Annotated in this window: 8 protein-coding genes; 6 read left to right on the top strand and 2 right to left on the bottom strand. The window is 68.4% G+C overall.

Annotated elements, in window-relative coordinates; translation table 11 throughout:
• Positions 1 to 148: 148 nt before the first annotated feature.
• Positions 149 to 2,797, bottom strand: a complete 2,649-nt coding sequence (locus DVH02_RS17315) for a transglycosylase domain-containing protein (RefSeq protein WP_114624712.1) — start codon at positions 2,795 to 2,797, stop codon at positions 149 to 151.
• A gap of 368 nt (positions 2,798 to 3,165) precedes the next feature.
• Here DVH02_RS17315 and DVH02_RS17310 point away from each other — a divergent pair, with 368 nt between their 5' ends.
• From DVH02_RS17310 to DVH02_RS17300, 3 genes are all read left to right on the top strand, one after another.
• Positions 3,166 to 3,882, top strand: a complete 717-nt coding sequence (locus tag DVH02_RS17310) for a PadR family transcriptional regulator (RefSeq protein ID WP_114624711.1) — start codon at positions 3,166 to 3,168, stop codon at positions 3,880 to 3,882.
• A 60-nt stretch (positions 3,883 to 3,942) separates the two neighbouring features.
• Entirely contained in the window at positions 3,943 to 5,025 is a 1,083-nt protein-coding gene (locus DVH02_RS17305; protein WP_114624710.1) for an inositol-3-phosphate synthase, read from the top strand.
• A 118-nt stretch (positions 5,026 to 5,143) separates the two neighbouring features.
• Positions 5,144 to 6,421, top strand: coding sequence for an MFS transporter (locus DVH02_RS17300; RefSeq protein WP_114624715.1), 1,278 nt, complete (start codon positions 5,144 to 5,146; stop codon positions 6,419 to 6,421).
• Between the two features lie 66 nt (positions 6,422 to 6,487).
• Here the strand turns inward: DVH02_RS17300 and DVH02_RS17295 are convergent, their stop codons facing one another.
• Positions 6,488 to 7,954, bottom strand: a complete 1,467-nt coding sequence (locus tag DVH02_RS17295; protein WP_199566323.1) for a CCA tRNA nucleotidyltransferase — start codon at positions 7,952 to 7,954, stop codon at positions 6,488 to 6,490.
• A gap of 212 nt (positions 7,955 to 8,166) precedes the next feature.
• Here DVH02_RS17295 and DVH02_RS17290 point away from each other — a divergent pair, with 212 nt between their 5' ends.
• The 3 genes from DVH02_RS17290 (at position 8,167) to DVH02_RS17280 (ending at position 14,573) form a co-directional block, all read left to right on the top strand.
• Positions 8,167 to 10,557 (top strand): DUF6049 family protein, encoded by a 2,391-nt coding sequence (locus tag DVH02_RS17290; RefSeq protein WP_114624708.1) that lies wholly within the window; start codon positions 8,167 to 8,169, stop codon positions 10,555 to 10,557.
• A gap of 45 nt (positions 10,558 to 10,602) precedes the next feature.
• Complete coding sequence (gene murJ, locus DVH02_RS17285) at positions 10,603 to 12,744, top strand: murein biosynthesis integral membrane protein MurJ (RefSeq protein WP_114624707.1); 2,142 nt, start codon at positions 10,603 to 10,605, stop codon at positions 12,742 to 12,744.
• Positions 12,745 to 12,863: 119 nt separating this feature from the next.
• Positions 12,864 to 14,573: a protein kinase family protein gene (locus DVH02_RS17280; protein ID WP_114624706.1), complete on the top strand. Its 1,710-nt coding sequence runs from the start codon at positions 12,864 to 12,866 to the stop codon at positions 14,571 to 14,573.
• Position 14,574 lies beyond the last annotated feature (1 nt).

The raw sequence follows: 14,574 nt of genomic DNA, 5'->3' as shown, positions 1-14,574 counted from the left end.
TCGCCGCGTTGTCGTCGGTCATCCCCAGGGTCTCGGCTTCGCTCGACCAGGGGAGACCCCGTCCGCTCCGCGTGGGCTCCCTCCTCCGCCTCGCGATCCACGGCACCAGACCCCGCTCCCTCATCCGGCCTGATCCAAACGAAAGACCCTAGCCCCTGGTGCCCGCGAAGAAGCCGGTGCCGTCTCCGCCGCCACCACCGCCGTCGGCGCCGCCGTTCTCCTCTTCGCTCTCGGACGTCGAGGGACTCGGATCCCCGGTGACCCCACCGTTGTCGTTGCCCTGGTTGTTGCCGCCGTTGTCGTCGCAGCCGAACAGCTTCTTGCAGCTCTCCGACGGGTCGGGGGACGGGGAGTCGGCCGGGGACTCGGTCACCGACTCCGACGGGGACTCGATCACCGACTCCGACGGGGACTCGTCCGGAGACTCGGACGGACTGGGCTCCGGGCTGGCGGCGCCGCCGCCGTAGACGGCCTCACCGATGGGCTCGGGCTTGGGGAAGGGCAGGGCCTTCTCGCCCTTCAGCGCTTCCTTCATGTAGTCCTGCCAGATCTCAGCGGGGAACGAGGCGCCGTGGATCTTGTCCTGGCCGCCCGTGCCGAACATCTCCTCGAACTTACGGTCCTTGTTCGACTCGTCGTCGTCCAGCCGGTACATGTCGATGGCGGTCGACAGCTGCGGTGTGTAGCCGACGAACCAGGCCGACTTGTTGCCGTCGGTCGTACCGGTCTTGCCCGCGACTTGGCGCCCCTCCAGCTTGGCGCTGGTACCGGTGCCCTTCTCCACGACCGTCTTCAGTACGTCGGTGACGTTGTCGGCGATCTGAGCGGAGAAGGCCGTCTTCTCTTTGCCGTCGTGCTCGTAGATGGGCTTGCCGCGCTTGAGGACCTTGGTGACGGAGTACGGGTCGTTCTGCTTGCCGCTGGCCGCGAAGGTGGCGTAGGAGCCGGCCATGCGGATGGCACTGGGGGAGGAGACACCGATCGAGAACGACGGAACGTTCGACTTGGAGAGCGTCTCGTCGTCGCGCAGACCGGCGGCGATGGCGACGTCCCTCACCGTGGAGATGCCGACGTCCATGCCGAGCTGGACGAAGGGGGAGTTGGCGGATTCACGCATGGCCTCGCGCAGGTCGATGGGCCCGTACGACTTGTCGCCGTCGTTGCGCTGGAGCCACTCCTTGTCCTCTTCGTTGGTCCAGACCGAACCGTCGTAGTTCTTGATCTTCAGCTTGTTGTCGCCGTTGTAGACGCTCTTGTCGGGTGACACCAGCGTCCGCTGGGCGTCCGACTGGTCGGGACCGAGGCTGGGGTCACGCTTGCCGTGCTGCATCGCGGCGGCCAGGACGAACGGCTTGAAGGTCGAGCCGACCTGGGCGCCCGTCTGGTCGGCGTTGTTGGTGTAGTGCTTGGTGGCGTCCTCGCCACCGTAGATGGCCACGATCTTCCCGGAGTCCGGAGCGACGGAGGCGCCGCCGAACTGGACGTGCGTGTCGGTCTTCGGACGCGCCTTGGGGTCGATGTTGGCCTTCTTGACCTTGGATACGGCCTTCTCCAGCTGGGCGACCTTGTTCTTGTTGAAGGTCGTGTGGATCTCGTATCCGCCCTTGGAGAGATCCTCGACGGTGAGGCCCTGGGTGTTGTTGTTGATGAAGTTCGCCTTGGCGAGGTCGACCAGATATCCGATCTGACCACCGAGGTCGTCGCTCTGCCTCACCGGTTTCGGCATGGGGAACTCGGTGTACTTGTCGCGCTGCGCCGCGTCGAGATGACCGTCCTTCACCATCTCGCCGAGGATCCACGCCCAGCGCTTCTTGGCACGGTCGGTGTTCTTCGCGGCGGTGGCGTTCGGGTTGTAACCGGGGTTGCCCGCCGGGTCGTAGAGGGTGGCGCCCTTCAGGAGCGAGGCGAGGAAGGCGCACTCACTGGGGTTCAGCTTCTCCGCGTCCTTGCCGTAGTACGTACGGGCGGCGGCCTGGATGCCCCACGCGCCGCGGCCGTAGTACGAGGTGTTCAGATAGCCCTCCATGATCGCGGGCTTCTTCATTTTGGAGCCGACCTTCATGGAGATGAACAGCTCTTTGTACTTACGGTCGAGCGTCTGGCTCTGGTCACCGAGCCGCGCGTTCTTGACGTACTGCTGGGTGATGGTGGAGCCACCCTGCGTGTTCCCGCCCATGGCCATGTTGTAGAGCGCCCGGCCCATGCCCATGAAGTCGACGCCGGGGTCCTTGCGGAACGACTTGTTCTCGGCGGAGATGACCGCGTTCTGCATCGCGGCGGGGATCTGGGCGATCCCGATGACCTGGCGGTTGGCCGACCCACCGGTAGCGGCGAGCTGTGTGCCGTCGTCCCAGTAGTAGACGTTGTTCTCGGCCTTCGACGCCAGATTCTGGTCGGGCACCTGGACCAGGGCGTACGAGACGGTCCCCGCGAGGAGTATCGAGCCGACGAAGGCCACGCCAAGCCCGGTGGTCTGCTTCCAGGAGGGCATCCACCGCTGCCAGCCGTCCTTGTTGTGGCGCGGGTAGTCGATCAGCCGCTTCTTGCCCGGCTCACCCCGGCCGCGGCCCGAGCCGTCGCCGCCTCCACCGCCGCGCCGGCCGCCGCGCTGGGCCGCGCGTCTGGCATCGGCACGGCTGAGAAAGGCCGGCTCCTCACCGTCATGGGCCCCGGAGGGCGATGCGGTGGATTCTCGGGAAGGGGCGGCGCGACGGCCTGATGACTGCTGGGCCGCACGCCTGGCCGCGGCTCGACCGCCGCCCTGTGGCTGTGACGGCTTGCGACGGTGCTCGCTCATCGAACGACTACTCCTCGGGCAGGCGCGTACGCCTGGAAGCGGCAGTTGAGTTCCGGTCCCCCGAAATGAACACGGACCGGCCCGGCATCGGGCTCATCCGAGATGTATGCGGAGAGCCGAGAGTCTCGACGCCGAACGGCGCCATTCGGTTCCCGGTGGTCTGCATGCCGCACACACTACGCACGGTCAAACCCCACCGAGGACTGAAGTTCACCCTAAATCAGGCAAGTTGCTTCATGAGAATTGTTGATGTGACGCCGTTCACCATGAGCCCCCTTGTCCCCACCGTCACTCCGTTCTATCGTCGTGATGTATCGAGTCGATACATCAGTACGGCATAAGCGTTCCGGAGAGCAGAGGAGGCGAGGGTGAGCAGACGCTCGGGCATCCTTGAGTTCGCCGTCCTCGGACTGCTGCGCGAGTCCCCCATGCACGGCTATGAGCTGCGCAAACGACTGAATACGTCGCTGGGGATCTTCCGCGCCTTCAGCTACGGGACGCTGTATCCATGCCTCAAGACGCTGGTGGCCAGCGGCTGGTTGATCGAGGAGCCGGGCAGCGCTCCCGAAGACGCGCTCGCCGCATCGCTCGCCGGCCGCCGGGCCAAGATCGTCTATCGGTTGACCGCGGACGGTAAGGAGCACTTCGAGGAGCTTCTGTCGCACACCGGCCCCGATGCCTGGGAGGACGAGCACTTCGCCGCTCGGTTCGCCTTTTTCGGGCAGACGGAGCGTGAGGTACGGATGCGGGTGCTGGAGGGCCGCCGCAGCCGGCTGGAGGAGCGCCTGGAGAAGATGCGCGCCTCCCTGGCCCGTACGCGCGAGCGTCTCGACGACTACACGCTTGAGCTGCAGCGCCACGGCATGGAGTCCGTGGAGCGCGAAGTGCGCTGGCTGAACGAACTCATCGAGAGCGAGCGGGCGGGGCGGGACCAGAGACGGTCCGGCCCCGGCAACCCCGCAGTACAAGAAGGCGCATCCGAAGAAACGGACGGCCTGCCCCGGCCCCGGGACGCCGCGTCTTCCGGGGGCACGCCCCCGGGACGTCCCGGACCGCCGGATCCGTCCGCGGACAGCGCCGAGTGAGGGACTGCACCTCCGCAGGGCCTCATCACGACCACTGACATCACACAGGGAGCAACCGCAATGGGTTCCGTACGCGTAGCCATCGTCGGCGTGGGCAACTGCGCCGCCTCACTGGTGCAGGGCGTCGAGTACTACAAGGACGCCGACCCGGCGGGCAAGGTACCGGGTCTGATGCATGTCACGTTCGGCGATTACCACGTGCGGGACATCGAGTTCGTGGCCGCCTTCGACGTGGACGCGAAGAAGGTCGGCCTCGACCTCGCGGACGCCATCGGCGCCAGCGAGAACAACACCATCAAGATCTGCGACGTGCCCTCCAAGGGCATCACCGTGCAGCGCGGCCACACCCTCGACGGCCTGGGCAAGTACTACCGCGAGACCATCGAGGAGGCGCCCGAGGCGCCCGTGGACATCGTCCGGGCCCTCAAGGACAGCAAGGCCGATGTCCTGGTCTGCTACCTGCCCGTGGGCTCCGACTCCGCCGCGAAGTACTACGCGCAGTGCGCCATCGACGCGAAGGTCGCCTTCGTCAACGCGCTGCCGGTCTTCATCGCCGGCACGAAGGAGTGGGCGGACAAGTTCACCGAGGCCGGTGTTCCGATCGTCGGCGACGACATCAAGTCCCAGGTCGGCGCCACCATCACGCACCGCGTGATGGCGAAGCTCTTCGAGGACCGGGGCGTCGTCCTGGACCGCACGATGCAGCTGAACGTGGGTGGCAACATGGACTTCAAGAACATGCTGGAGCGTGAGCGCCTGGAGTCCAAGAAGATCTCCAAGACGCAGGCCGTCACCTCGCAGATCCCCGACCGCGACCTGGGCGCCGACAACGTGCACATCGGTCCTTCGGACTATGTCGCCTGGCTCGACGACCGCAAGTGGGCCTACGTCCGGCTCGAGGGCCGCGCTTTCGGCGATGTTCCGCTGAACCTGGAGTACAAGCTCGAAGTCTGGGACTCCCCGAACTCCGCCGGTGTCATCATCGACGCCGTGCGCGCCGCGAAGATCGCCAAGGACCGCGGCATCGGTGGTCCGATCCTCTCCGCGTCCTCGTACTTCATGAAGTCGCCGCCGGTGCAGTACTTCGACGACGAGGCCCGCGAGAACGTCGAGAAGTTCATCGCCGGCGAGGTCGAGCGCTAGAAGTCTCGTTCGGATCGCGCCGGGCCCACGCGCCCTCGCCTGCGAGAAGGGTCACCTGACGGTCCGTCCGGTGACCCTTCTCGCAGCTCCCGCCGACTCCTATGTGACGCTGACACACATGTCTGTCGCACGTGATCTGCGCGTCCTCCTGCGCCTCGGCGACTTCCGGCGACTGCTGGCGGTCCGGCTGCTCTCCCAGGGAGCCGACGGCGTCTTCCAGGTCGCACTCGCCGCATATGTCGTCTTCTCCCCCGAGAAACAGACGTCACCCGCCGCGATCGCCTCCGCGATGGCCGTGCTGCTGCTGCCGTATTCGCTGGTCGGGCCGTTCGCCGGGGTGCTGCTGGACCGCTGGCGGCGGCGCCAGGTGTTCCTCTACGGGAACCTGCTGCGCGCCTTCCTGGCCGGCTGTACGGCGCTGCTCATCGTGGCGGAGGTCCCGGACTGGCTCTTCTACGCCTCGGCGCTCTCCGTCACCGCGGTCAACCGGTTCGTACTCGCCGGCCTCTCGGCCGCGCTGCCTCGCGTGGTCGACGAGGAGCGTCTCGTACTGGCGAACTCCCTCTCCCCGACGGCTGGCACACTCGCCGCGACCGCGGGCGGCGGACTGGCCTTTGTCGTGCGGCTGACGGTAGGGGACTCCGATGGAGCGGTGATGCTGCTCGGCGCCCTCCTCTATCTCTGCGCGGCACTCACCTCCCTGTTGCTCGGGCGGGAGCTGCTCGGCCCCGAACCCTCCATGCTCCAGCCCCGGCTGGGCGCCGCGCTGGCCTCGACCGCGCGTGGCCTCGTGGACGGTGTGCGCCATCTCGCGGAACGCCGGACGGCAGCGGGCGCTCTGGCCGCCATGACGGTGATGCGCTTCTGCTACGGAGCGCTGACGGTGATGGTGCTGATGCTCTGCAGATACGCGTGGACGGACCGGGAGGCGGACGGGCTGGCGCTATTGGGGCTCGCGCTCGGCATCTCCGGAGCGGGATTCTTCGCCGCCGCGGTCCTGACCCCCTGGACGGTGAACCGGCTCGGCCCCTACGGCTGGATGGCGCTGTGCGCGGGAGCGGCGGCGGTCCTTGAACCGGCCCTCGGACTGTCCTTCGCCCCGGTGCCCCTCCTGTTCGCGGCGTTCGTCCTCGGCCTGATCACTCAAGGCGCGAAGATCGCCACGGACACCCTGGTGCAGACCGTGGTGGACGACGCCTACCGAGGCCGGGTCTTCTCCCTCTATGACGTGCTCTTCAATGTCGCCTTCGTGGGTGCGGCCGCGGTGGCCGCGCTGATGCTGCCCCCGGACGGGCGGTCCGCCGCGCTGGTCGTGACGGTCGCCGTTCTGTACGCGGCGGTCGCCGTGGTCCTGGTCCTTCGGGGACGCATACCGAAGGGGCGTTGTTTCACGTGAAACAACGCCCCGGGGAGACGGCGAGCGGGTCATGTTTCACGTGAAACATGACCCACCCTGACGCGGTTACCCGCGCGCGGCCCACCACTCCTTGAGGGCGGCGACGGCCTCGTCGTGCCCCATCGGGCCGTTCTCCAGCCGCAGCTCCAGCAGGAACGTGTAGGCCTCGCCGATCTCCCGACCGGGGCCGATGCCCAGGATCTCCATGATCTGCTTGCCGTCCAGATCGGGCCTGATGGAGTCCAACTCCTCCTGCTCCTTCAGCTGGGCGATCCGTTCCTCCAGGCCGTCGTAGGCCCGGGACAGGGCCATGGCCTTGCGCTTGTTGCGGGTCGTGCAGTCGGAACGGGTCAGCTTGTGCAGCCTTCCCAGCAACGGGCCGGCGTCCCGGACATAGCGCCGCACCGCCGAGTCGGTCCACTCTCCCGTGCCGTAGCCGTGGAAGCGCAGATGCAGCTCCACCAGCCGCGAGACATCCTTCACCAGCTCATTGGGGTACTTGAGCGCGGTCATCCGCTTCTTGGTCATCTTCGCGCCCACCACCTCGTGGTGGTGGAAGGAGACACGGCCGTCGCTCTCGAAGCGCCGCGTGCGGGGCTTGCCGATGTCGTGGAGCAGGGCGGCCAGCCGCAGCACCAGGTCCGGCTCGGCCTCTTCCAGGTCGATGGCCTGTTCCAGCACGATCAGCGAGTGGTCGTAGACGTCCTTGTGCCGGTGGTGTTCGTCGCTCTCCAGCCGGAGCGCGGGCAGCTCGGGCAACACGTGGTCGGCGAGGCCGGTGTCGACGAGGAGCGCCAGCCCCTTGCGGGGGTGCGCGGAGATGATCAGCTTGTTCAGCTCATCACGCACCCGCTCGGCGGAGACGATCTCGATACGGGCCGCCATGTCCTTCATGGCCGCCACCACCTCGGGCGCCACGTCGAAGTCCAGCTGGGCGGCGAACCGTGCTGCCCGGAGCATGCGTAGCGGATCGTCGGAGAAGGACTCCTCCGGGGTGCCCGGCGTGCGCAGTACGTGTGCCGCCAGGTCGTCCAGTCCGCCGTGCGGATCGATGAACTCCTTCTCGGGCAGCGCGACGGCCATCGCGTTCACGGTGAAGTCCCGGCGTACGAGGTCTTCCTCGATGGAGTCGCCGTAGGACACCTCGGGTTTACGTGAGGTCCGGTCGTACGCCTCCGAGCGGTACGTGGTCACCTCGACCTGGAAGCGCTGATCGGTGTCGCCGACGCGAGCGTCTTTCTGGCAGCCGACCGTGCCGAAGGCGATGCCGATCTCCCAGACGGAGTCCGCCCACGGCCTGACGATCTTCAGCACGTCCTCCGGCCGCGCGTCGGTCGTGAAGTCCAGATCGTTGCCGAGCCGGCCGAGAAGGGCGTCCCTGACCGAACCGCCGACCAGGGCGAGGCTGAATCCGGCCTCCTGGAATCGGCGCGCGAGATCGTCGGCGACCGGGGACACCCGCAGCAGTTCACTGACCGCGCGGCGCTGCACCTGGCTGAGGGCTCTGGGATTGTCTTCATTGGCGTTCGGCACAACAGAAAAGGTTACGTGCCACAGCCCGTGCGGGCGCCCCCGTTCTGGCTCCCCCGGCTCCGATGCATGGGTTTTCTGTGACGCATGAGATTCTTCCGATCATGTGGAGCAGTCCCCAGCACTTCGCCACAGCGCACATCGTTACCATGCGTGGACGCATGACACGGACAACCACCAACGGCAGCAGACGATGACGAGGGACGGGCGAGCGCGTGGCCGAGGCGGCAGACTTCCAGGGGATGGGCCCTTCTCCTGCCCGCCGGTGGCTGCGGCGCACAGCCACCGTGATCGCGGGGGTTCCACTCCTGGTGAGCCTCCTGGCGGGCACGGCCGCACCAGCGGCGCAGGCCGCACCCCAGGCCACCGACTCCCGTACGGTCAGTGTGGCGCTGGACACACTGTCGCCCAGCGCGCCGGTGAAGGGCGACACCCTGACGGTCTCCGGAACGGTGACCAACAAGGGCAAGAACGCCATCACGGATGCCCAGGTGGATCTGCGGGTGGGGCCCCGGCTCGCCGGTCGGACGGCGATCGATGACGCCGCCGCGCGCTCGGCCAGCAATGGCTCGGGCGATGTGGCCCCGGTCGGTGGGAAGTACAAGGTCGCCTTCCCGAAGCTCGCGCCCGGGATCTCCCGTGACTTCGCCCTCTCCGTACCGGTCGACAAGCTGGCTCTCGGCGAGAACGGTGTCTACCAGTTGGGCGTCTCGGTGACCGGCAGGACCGCCGCCGCCCCGTACGACCAGGTGCTGGGCATCCAGCGGACCTTCCTCCCCTGGCAGCCCGACGTCACGGACCAGAAGACGCAGCTCACGGCCTTGTGGCCACTGATCTCGTCGGCACACCTCTCCGCCGAGACGGGTTCGGACGACCAGCAGACCCCGCTCTTCGACAACGACGATCTGGCGGAGGAGCTGGCCCCCGGAGGGCGGCTGGAGCAGATGGTCTCGCTGGGCAGCCAGCTGCCCGTGACCTGGGTCATCGACCCTGATCTGATCGCCACCGCCGACGCCATGACCCGCAGCTACAGCGTCAGAAGCGGGGACTCCGTCGTTCCCGGCCGGAACCAGGCGGTGGCCACCCGGTGGCTCAATGAGCTGGAGAAGGCGGTGAAGGCGAGCAAGGTCGTCGCGCTGCCGTTCGCCGACCCCGACCTGGCCTCACTGGCACATCGGGGCAAGGACGTCTCCGGGGCGCTCAGCCATCTCCAGCCCGCGACGGACGTGGCCGGGAAGACCGTAGAGACGATCCTCCACGTACAGCCCTCCGTGGACTTCGCCTGGCCGGTGGACGGCGCGATCGACCCTTCGATCGTCGACGTGGCCACCTCGGCCGGGGCCCACAAGGTCATCACCCGCAGCGACAGTCTCCAGGACAATCTGTCGTACACGCCGAACGCCGCGCGGCCCATCGGGGGTGGCACCACGGCGGTGGTCGCGGACACCCGGCTCTCCACGGCCTTCCAGAGCGACATGACGGCGGCCAGCAGTTCCACACTCGCCGTGCAGAGGTTCCTCGCGCAGTCGCTGGCCGTCACGCTCCAGGAGCCCGACAACCAGCGCGACCTCGTGATCGCCCCGCAGCGGATGCCGACGGCGGCCCAGGCGCAGTCCATAGCGCGCGCGCTGCGGGCGCTGGAGTCCGAGCGCTGGACGCAGCCGACCGATCTGATCGCCGCGGCGGCGGTGCAGCCCGACGCCGACGCCACCACGAAGGTGCCGAGCACCTCTCGGTACCCGAAGAAGCTGCGCGCCCAGGAGCTGCCGACCGAGGCGTTTCAGTCGATCAAGAGGACGGAGGAGCGGCTCGACAACTTCAAGGCCATCCTCAGTGCCCCGGACCGAGTGGCCGCTCCCTTCGGCAACGCGGTGAGCCGGGCGATGTCGACCTCGTGGCGCGGCAACCCGGCCGAGGCGGCGCAGTACCGGGACCGGGTCGACGGCTATCTGGGGAGCCTCACCAACGAGGTGCAGCTCATCCCGAAGTCGGTCCTCACCCTGTCCGGACGCAGCGCGACCATCCCGGTGACCGTGCAGAACAAGCTGCTGCAGGGCGTCCAGGACCTCGTACTGCGGCTCAGGTCCGACAACCCGACCCGTCTCAAGCTCGATGGCGACCAGGCGGTCGCGGAGCGGCCCATCAAGATCGACGGCGGGCACAGCCAGTCGGTGAAGTTCACCGGGGCGGGCAACGCCAACGGGCCGGTCCAGGTGACCGCCCAGCTCTACACGGTGGACGGCACACCGTACGGAGGCCCGATGACCTTCCAGGTCAAGGTCTCCGAGATCACCCCCACCGTCATGCTCGTCATCGCGGGCGGTGTGCTGCTGCTGGTACTGGCCGGTGTGAAGATGTACAGCCAGCGCAAGCGCGCCGTGGCCCGCAAGGCGGCCGCGACGTCCCCGGACGACTCGGACGGCGATGGCGGCACCGGTGCGGAGGCCGACGACTCCTCCGGCGCACAGAACACGCACGACACCAAGGACACGGCCGCCGCGCGGGCCCCGGAAGGCACGGATCCCGGGCAGCCGAGTGACCCGACGCCGGACACCGGACCGGAAAGCGCTGACGCGTCGGGCACGGGTGAGAAAGTGGACCGTTGAGCGATGTCGTGGCCGGTCGGCCGGGGACGATGAGGTGGGGTAACCATGAACGCGCCGTACGACGGTGACCGTGGGCAGGGCGCGGGCGGCGATCCCGCAGGACAGGTCCCGCCCTCTCCGCCGCCCGCCCAGGATCCCTACGTCCAGGATGCCTACAAGCAGGACCCCTACTGGGCACAGGACCTCTCCGCGCAGGATCCGGTGACCGAGGCGCTGTACGACCGCGCCTCCCACCCGCCACCGCCTCCGGGCACGTACCAGGAGACCCAGGAGCTGTATCAGCAGCCGCCGGCACAGCAGTACGCGCCCGACCCCCGGGTCTGGGCCCAGACCCCGGCGCCCGAGCCTTCCGGACCGTCCCGGCACCTCCCGTACGGGGACGACGCCAGGACGACCCAGTTCACGGGCGTCGACGATCTCGTCTCGCGGGCCGGCGACGAGAACCCGCCCGCTGACGCCTTCGCGCATCTGTACCGTGATCAGCAGGGCACCGGGCAGGTACTGACCGCGCCGGAACCCGAAGCGGCGCCCGCACCGCCTCCCGCCAAGAAGTCCGGCGGCAAGGCGGCGGGGCTGCTGAAGTCGAGTGCGGTGATGGCCGCGGGCACACTCGTGTCCCGGCTCACCGGGTTCGTACGGAGTCTGGTGATCACCGCCGCTCTGGGCGCGGCGCTGCTCGGCGACTCCTTCACCGTGGCCTACACCCTGCCGACGATGATCTACATCCTCACCGTCGGCGGCGGCCTCAACTCCGTCTTCGTCCCGCAGCTGGTGCGCGCGATGAAGAACGACGACGACGGGGGCGTGGCCTACGCCAACCGGCTGCTGACCCTCGTCATGGTCGCGCTCGGCGCGATCGTGGCCGCCGCCGTGTTCGCGGCGCCGCTGCTGGTCCGGCTGATGTCGGACACGATCGCCAGTGATCCGGCGTCCAACAACGTCGCGGTCACCTTCGCCCGCTACTGCCTGCCCACGATCTTCTTCATGGGCGTCCACGTGGTGATGGGCCAGATCCTCAACGCGCGCGGGAAGTTCGGCGCGATGATGTGGACTCCGGTCCTCAACAACATCGTCATGATCGCCACGTTCGGTCTCTTCATCTGGGTGTACGGCACCGCCGCCGACTCCAGCATGACCGTCCGGACGATTCCGCCGGACGGCGTGCGGCTGCTGGGTATCGGCACGCTGCTCGGCCTCGTCGTGCAGGCTCTCGCGATGATCCCCTACCTCACCGAGACCGGGTTCCGGTTCCGTCCCCGGTTCGACTGGAAGGGCCACGGCCTCGGCAAGACGGTCAAGCTGGCCAAGTGGACCGTCCTGTTCGTCCTCGCCAACCAGGCCGGCGTACTGGTCGTCACCCAGCTCGCCACCGCGGCCGGCGAAGCCTCCGGCAAGACCGGTACGGGCATCCTGGCCTACAGCAACGCCCAGCTGATCTGGGGCATGCCGCAGGCCATCATCACTGTCTCGGTCATGGCCGCTCTGCTGCCCCGGATCTCCCGGGCCGCCCACGACGGCGACCCGGGCGCGGTGCGCGACGACATCTCCCAGGGGCTGCGCAACTCGGCCGTCGCGATCGTCCCGATCGCCTTCGGGTTCCTCGCGCTCGGCGTGCCGCTGTCCATCCTGATGTTCTCGTCCAGCGGCATGGAATCGGCGCGGTCCATGGGCTTCATCCTCATGGCGTTCGCCCTCGGGCTCATTCCGTACTCCGTGCAGTACGTCGTGCTCCGTGGCTTCTACGCCTACGAGGACACCCGGACGCCCTTCTACAACACCGTGATCGTCGCGGCGGTCAACGCGGCGGCCTCCGCCCTCTGTTACGTGGTGCTGCCGTCGCGCTGGGCCGTGGTCGGCATGGCCGCCTCCTACGGACTGGCCTACGCGGTCGGCGTCGGTGTCGCCTGGCGTCGGCTGAAGAACCGGCTGGGCGGCGATCTGGACGGCGGCCGGGTCCTGCGCACGTACGCGAGGCTCTGTCTGGCGGCCGTGCCCGGTGCCCTCGCGGCGGGCGGCGTGGCCTACCTCGTCCTGGGTGCCCTCGGCAGCAGCGCCGTCAGCTCGGTGGTGGCGCTCATCGCCGGTGGCGTCGTCCTGCTCGCCGTCTTCTTCGTCGCGGCGAAGAAGATGCGGATCGAGGAGATGAACGCCATGGTCGGCATGGTGCGCGGACGGCTCGGACGGTGAGCCGGGGTGGCCGAGCACAACCATCCTCGGCCACCGCGTGTCGTGCATAGCGTCCAACTGTGGGCACAATTGGCTTGGCTGTTGGATGGGACGCAATGGATGGGGAGGCAGGAGCGACGGTGGCGGAACGTAGCACGGCTGCCGTCGACGTGGCCGACAACAGCGGTGATGAACCGCTGACCGCCAAGGCGGACAAGGCCACGGCCGACGGGTCGGCGGAAACCCAGAACACGGCGGACCTCTCCGCACCGGACACGGAGCGTGACCGGCGAAGCGACGGATCGGGCACGACCGCGACCGAGCTGCACAGCGGCCACAAGCTCGCCAGACGTTACCGCCTGGAGGAGTGCGTCACCCGTCTGGACGGTTTCAGCAGTTGGCGTGCGGTCGACGAAAAGCTGCGCCGCGCCGTCGGCGTGCACCTGCTGCCCGCCAGCCATCCACGGGCCCGTTCCGTCCTGGCAGCGGCCCGCTCGTCCGCTCTCCTCGGTGATCCGCGCTTCGTACAGGTCCTGGACGCCGTCGAGGAGAACGATCTCGTCTACGTCGTCCACGAGTGGCTGCCGGACGCGACCGAACTCACCGCCCTCCTCGCCGCCGGGCCGATGGAGGCCCACGACGCCTATCAGCTGGTCAGCCAGGTCTCCCAGGCCATGGCCGCCGCCCACCGCGAGGGACTCGCGCATCTGCGGCTGACTCCGGGCGCGGTACTGCGGACCTCCACCGGCCAGTACCGGATCCGCGGCCTCGCCGTGAACGCCGCGCTGCGCGGCATCCGCGCCGACCGGCCGCAGCGCACGGACACCGAGGCGATCGGCGCGCTGCTCTACGCCGCGCTCACCCGGCGCTGGCCCTACGAGACGGACGCCTACGGGCTCTCCGGGCTCCCCAAGGGCGTCGGCCTGATCGCCCCCGACCAGGTCCGCGCCGGAGTCCACCGCGGGCTCTCCGAGCTGGCCATGCGCGCTCTGGTCAACGACGGCGCCACCGCGTCACGCCAGGAACCGCCGTGCACCACCCCGGACGAGCTGGCCGCGGCCGTGGCGGAGATGCCGCGTATCCGGCCCCCGGAGCCCACCTTCACGGCACCGCCCGAGTATCAGCGCACCACCTACCAGCAGGGCACGTACGGACGGACACAGCAGGGCCTCGGGGCGCCCACGGCCCCCGTGGTCACCCCGCCGCCGCCCCTTCAGAGCCGCACCGGCAAAGCCCTGAAGTGGACGGTCGCCGCGCTGCTCATCGCCGCCCTGGGGCTCGGCAGCTGGCAGGTCGCCGACCGGCTCCTGGATCAGCGCAAGGGGTCCGAGACCACTCCGACCGAGACGACCACGGGTGACGACGACAAGGCGATCAAGCCGGTCAAGGCGCTGAAGCTCGCCGAGGCGACGGAGTTCATGCCGAGCGGCTACGGCATAAAGCCCGAGCTGGCGCAGAACACCATCGACGGCGACGCCGACACCGCCTGGATCACCGCGCAGTACCAGAACTTCGCCAAATTCGGCAATCGCCCGGACCGTAAGCAGGGCAGCGGAATCATCGTCGACCTCGGGAGCGTGCAGCGCGTCTCCGTGATCGACGTCGACATGTACCGCGCCGGCCAGAAGACCGAAGTACTGGCCGCGGACAAGGACGCGTCGAATCCGACCGCCCTGGCGGACTTCTCTCAGCGCCTCACCCCGCTGGAGACCGCGGGAAGCACCCTCAAGAGCACCCTCGACAAGCCGGTGCGAACCCGGTACGTATTGATCCGCATCACCGAGCTGCCCACGGACGGAAGCAGCAACCTCTTCAGGGGCGGAATCTCGGAGATCCGGCTCAAGGGCTGAC

Origin of the sequence: Streptomyces corynorhini (assembly GCF_003346515.1) — a bacterium.
Classification (GTDB): Bacteria; Actinomycetota; Actinomycetes; order Streptomycetales; family Streptomycetaceae; genus Streptomyces; species Streptomyces corynorhini.
This window is presented reverse-complemented; position numbering and strand designations above follow the sequence as displayed.

Excerpts from the sequence above, each read along its gene's own strand:
- DVH02_RS17315 (WP_114624712.1), bottom strand. The coding sequence starts at position 2,797 with ATGAGCGAGCACCGTCGCAAGCCGTCACAGCCACAGGGCGGCGGTCGA.
- DVH02_RS17305 (WP_114624710.1), top strand. The coding sequence starts at position 3,943 with ATGGGTTCCGTACGCGTAGCCATCGTCGGCGTGGGCAACTGCGCCGCC.
- DVH02_RS17300 (WP_114624715.1), top strand. The coding sequence starts at position 5,144 with ATGTCTGTCGCACGTGATCTGCGCGTCCTCCTGCGCCTCGGCGACTTC.
- murJ (WP_114624707.1), top strand. The coding sequence starts at position 10,603 with ATGAACGCGCCGTACGACGGTGACCGTGGGCAGGGCGCGGGCGGCGAT.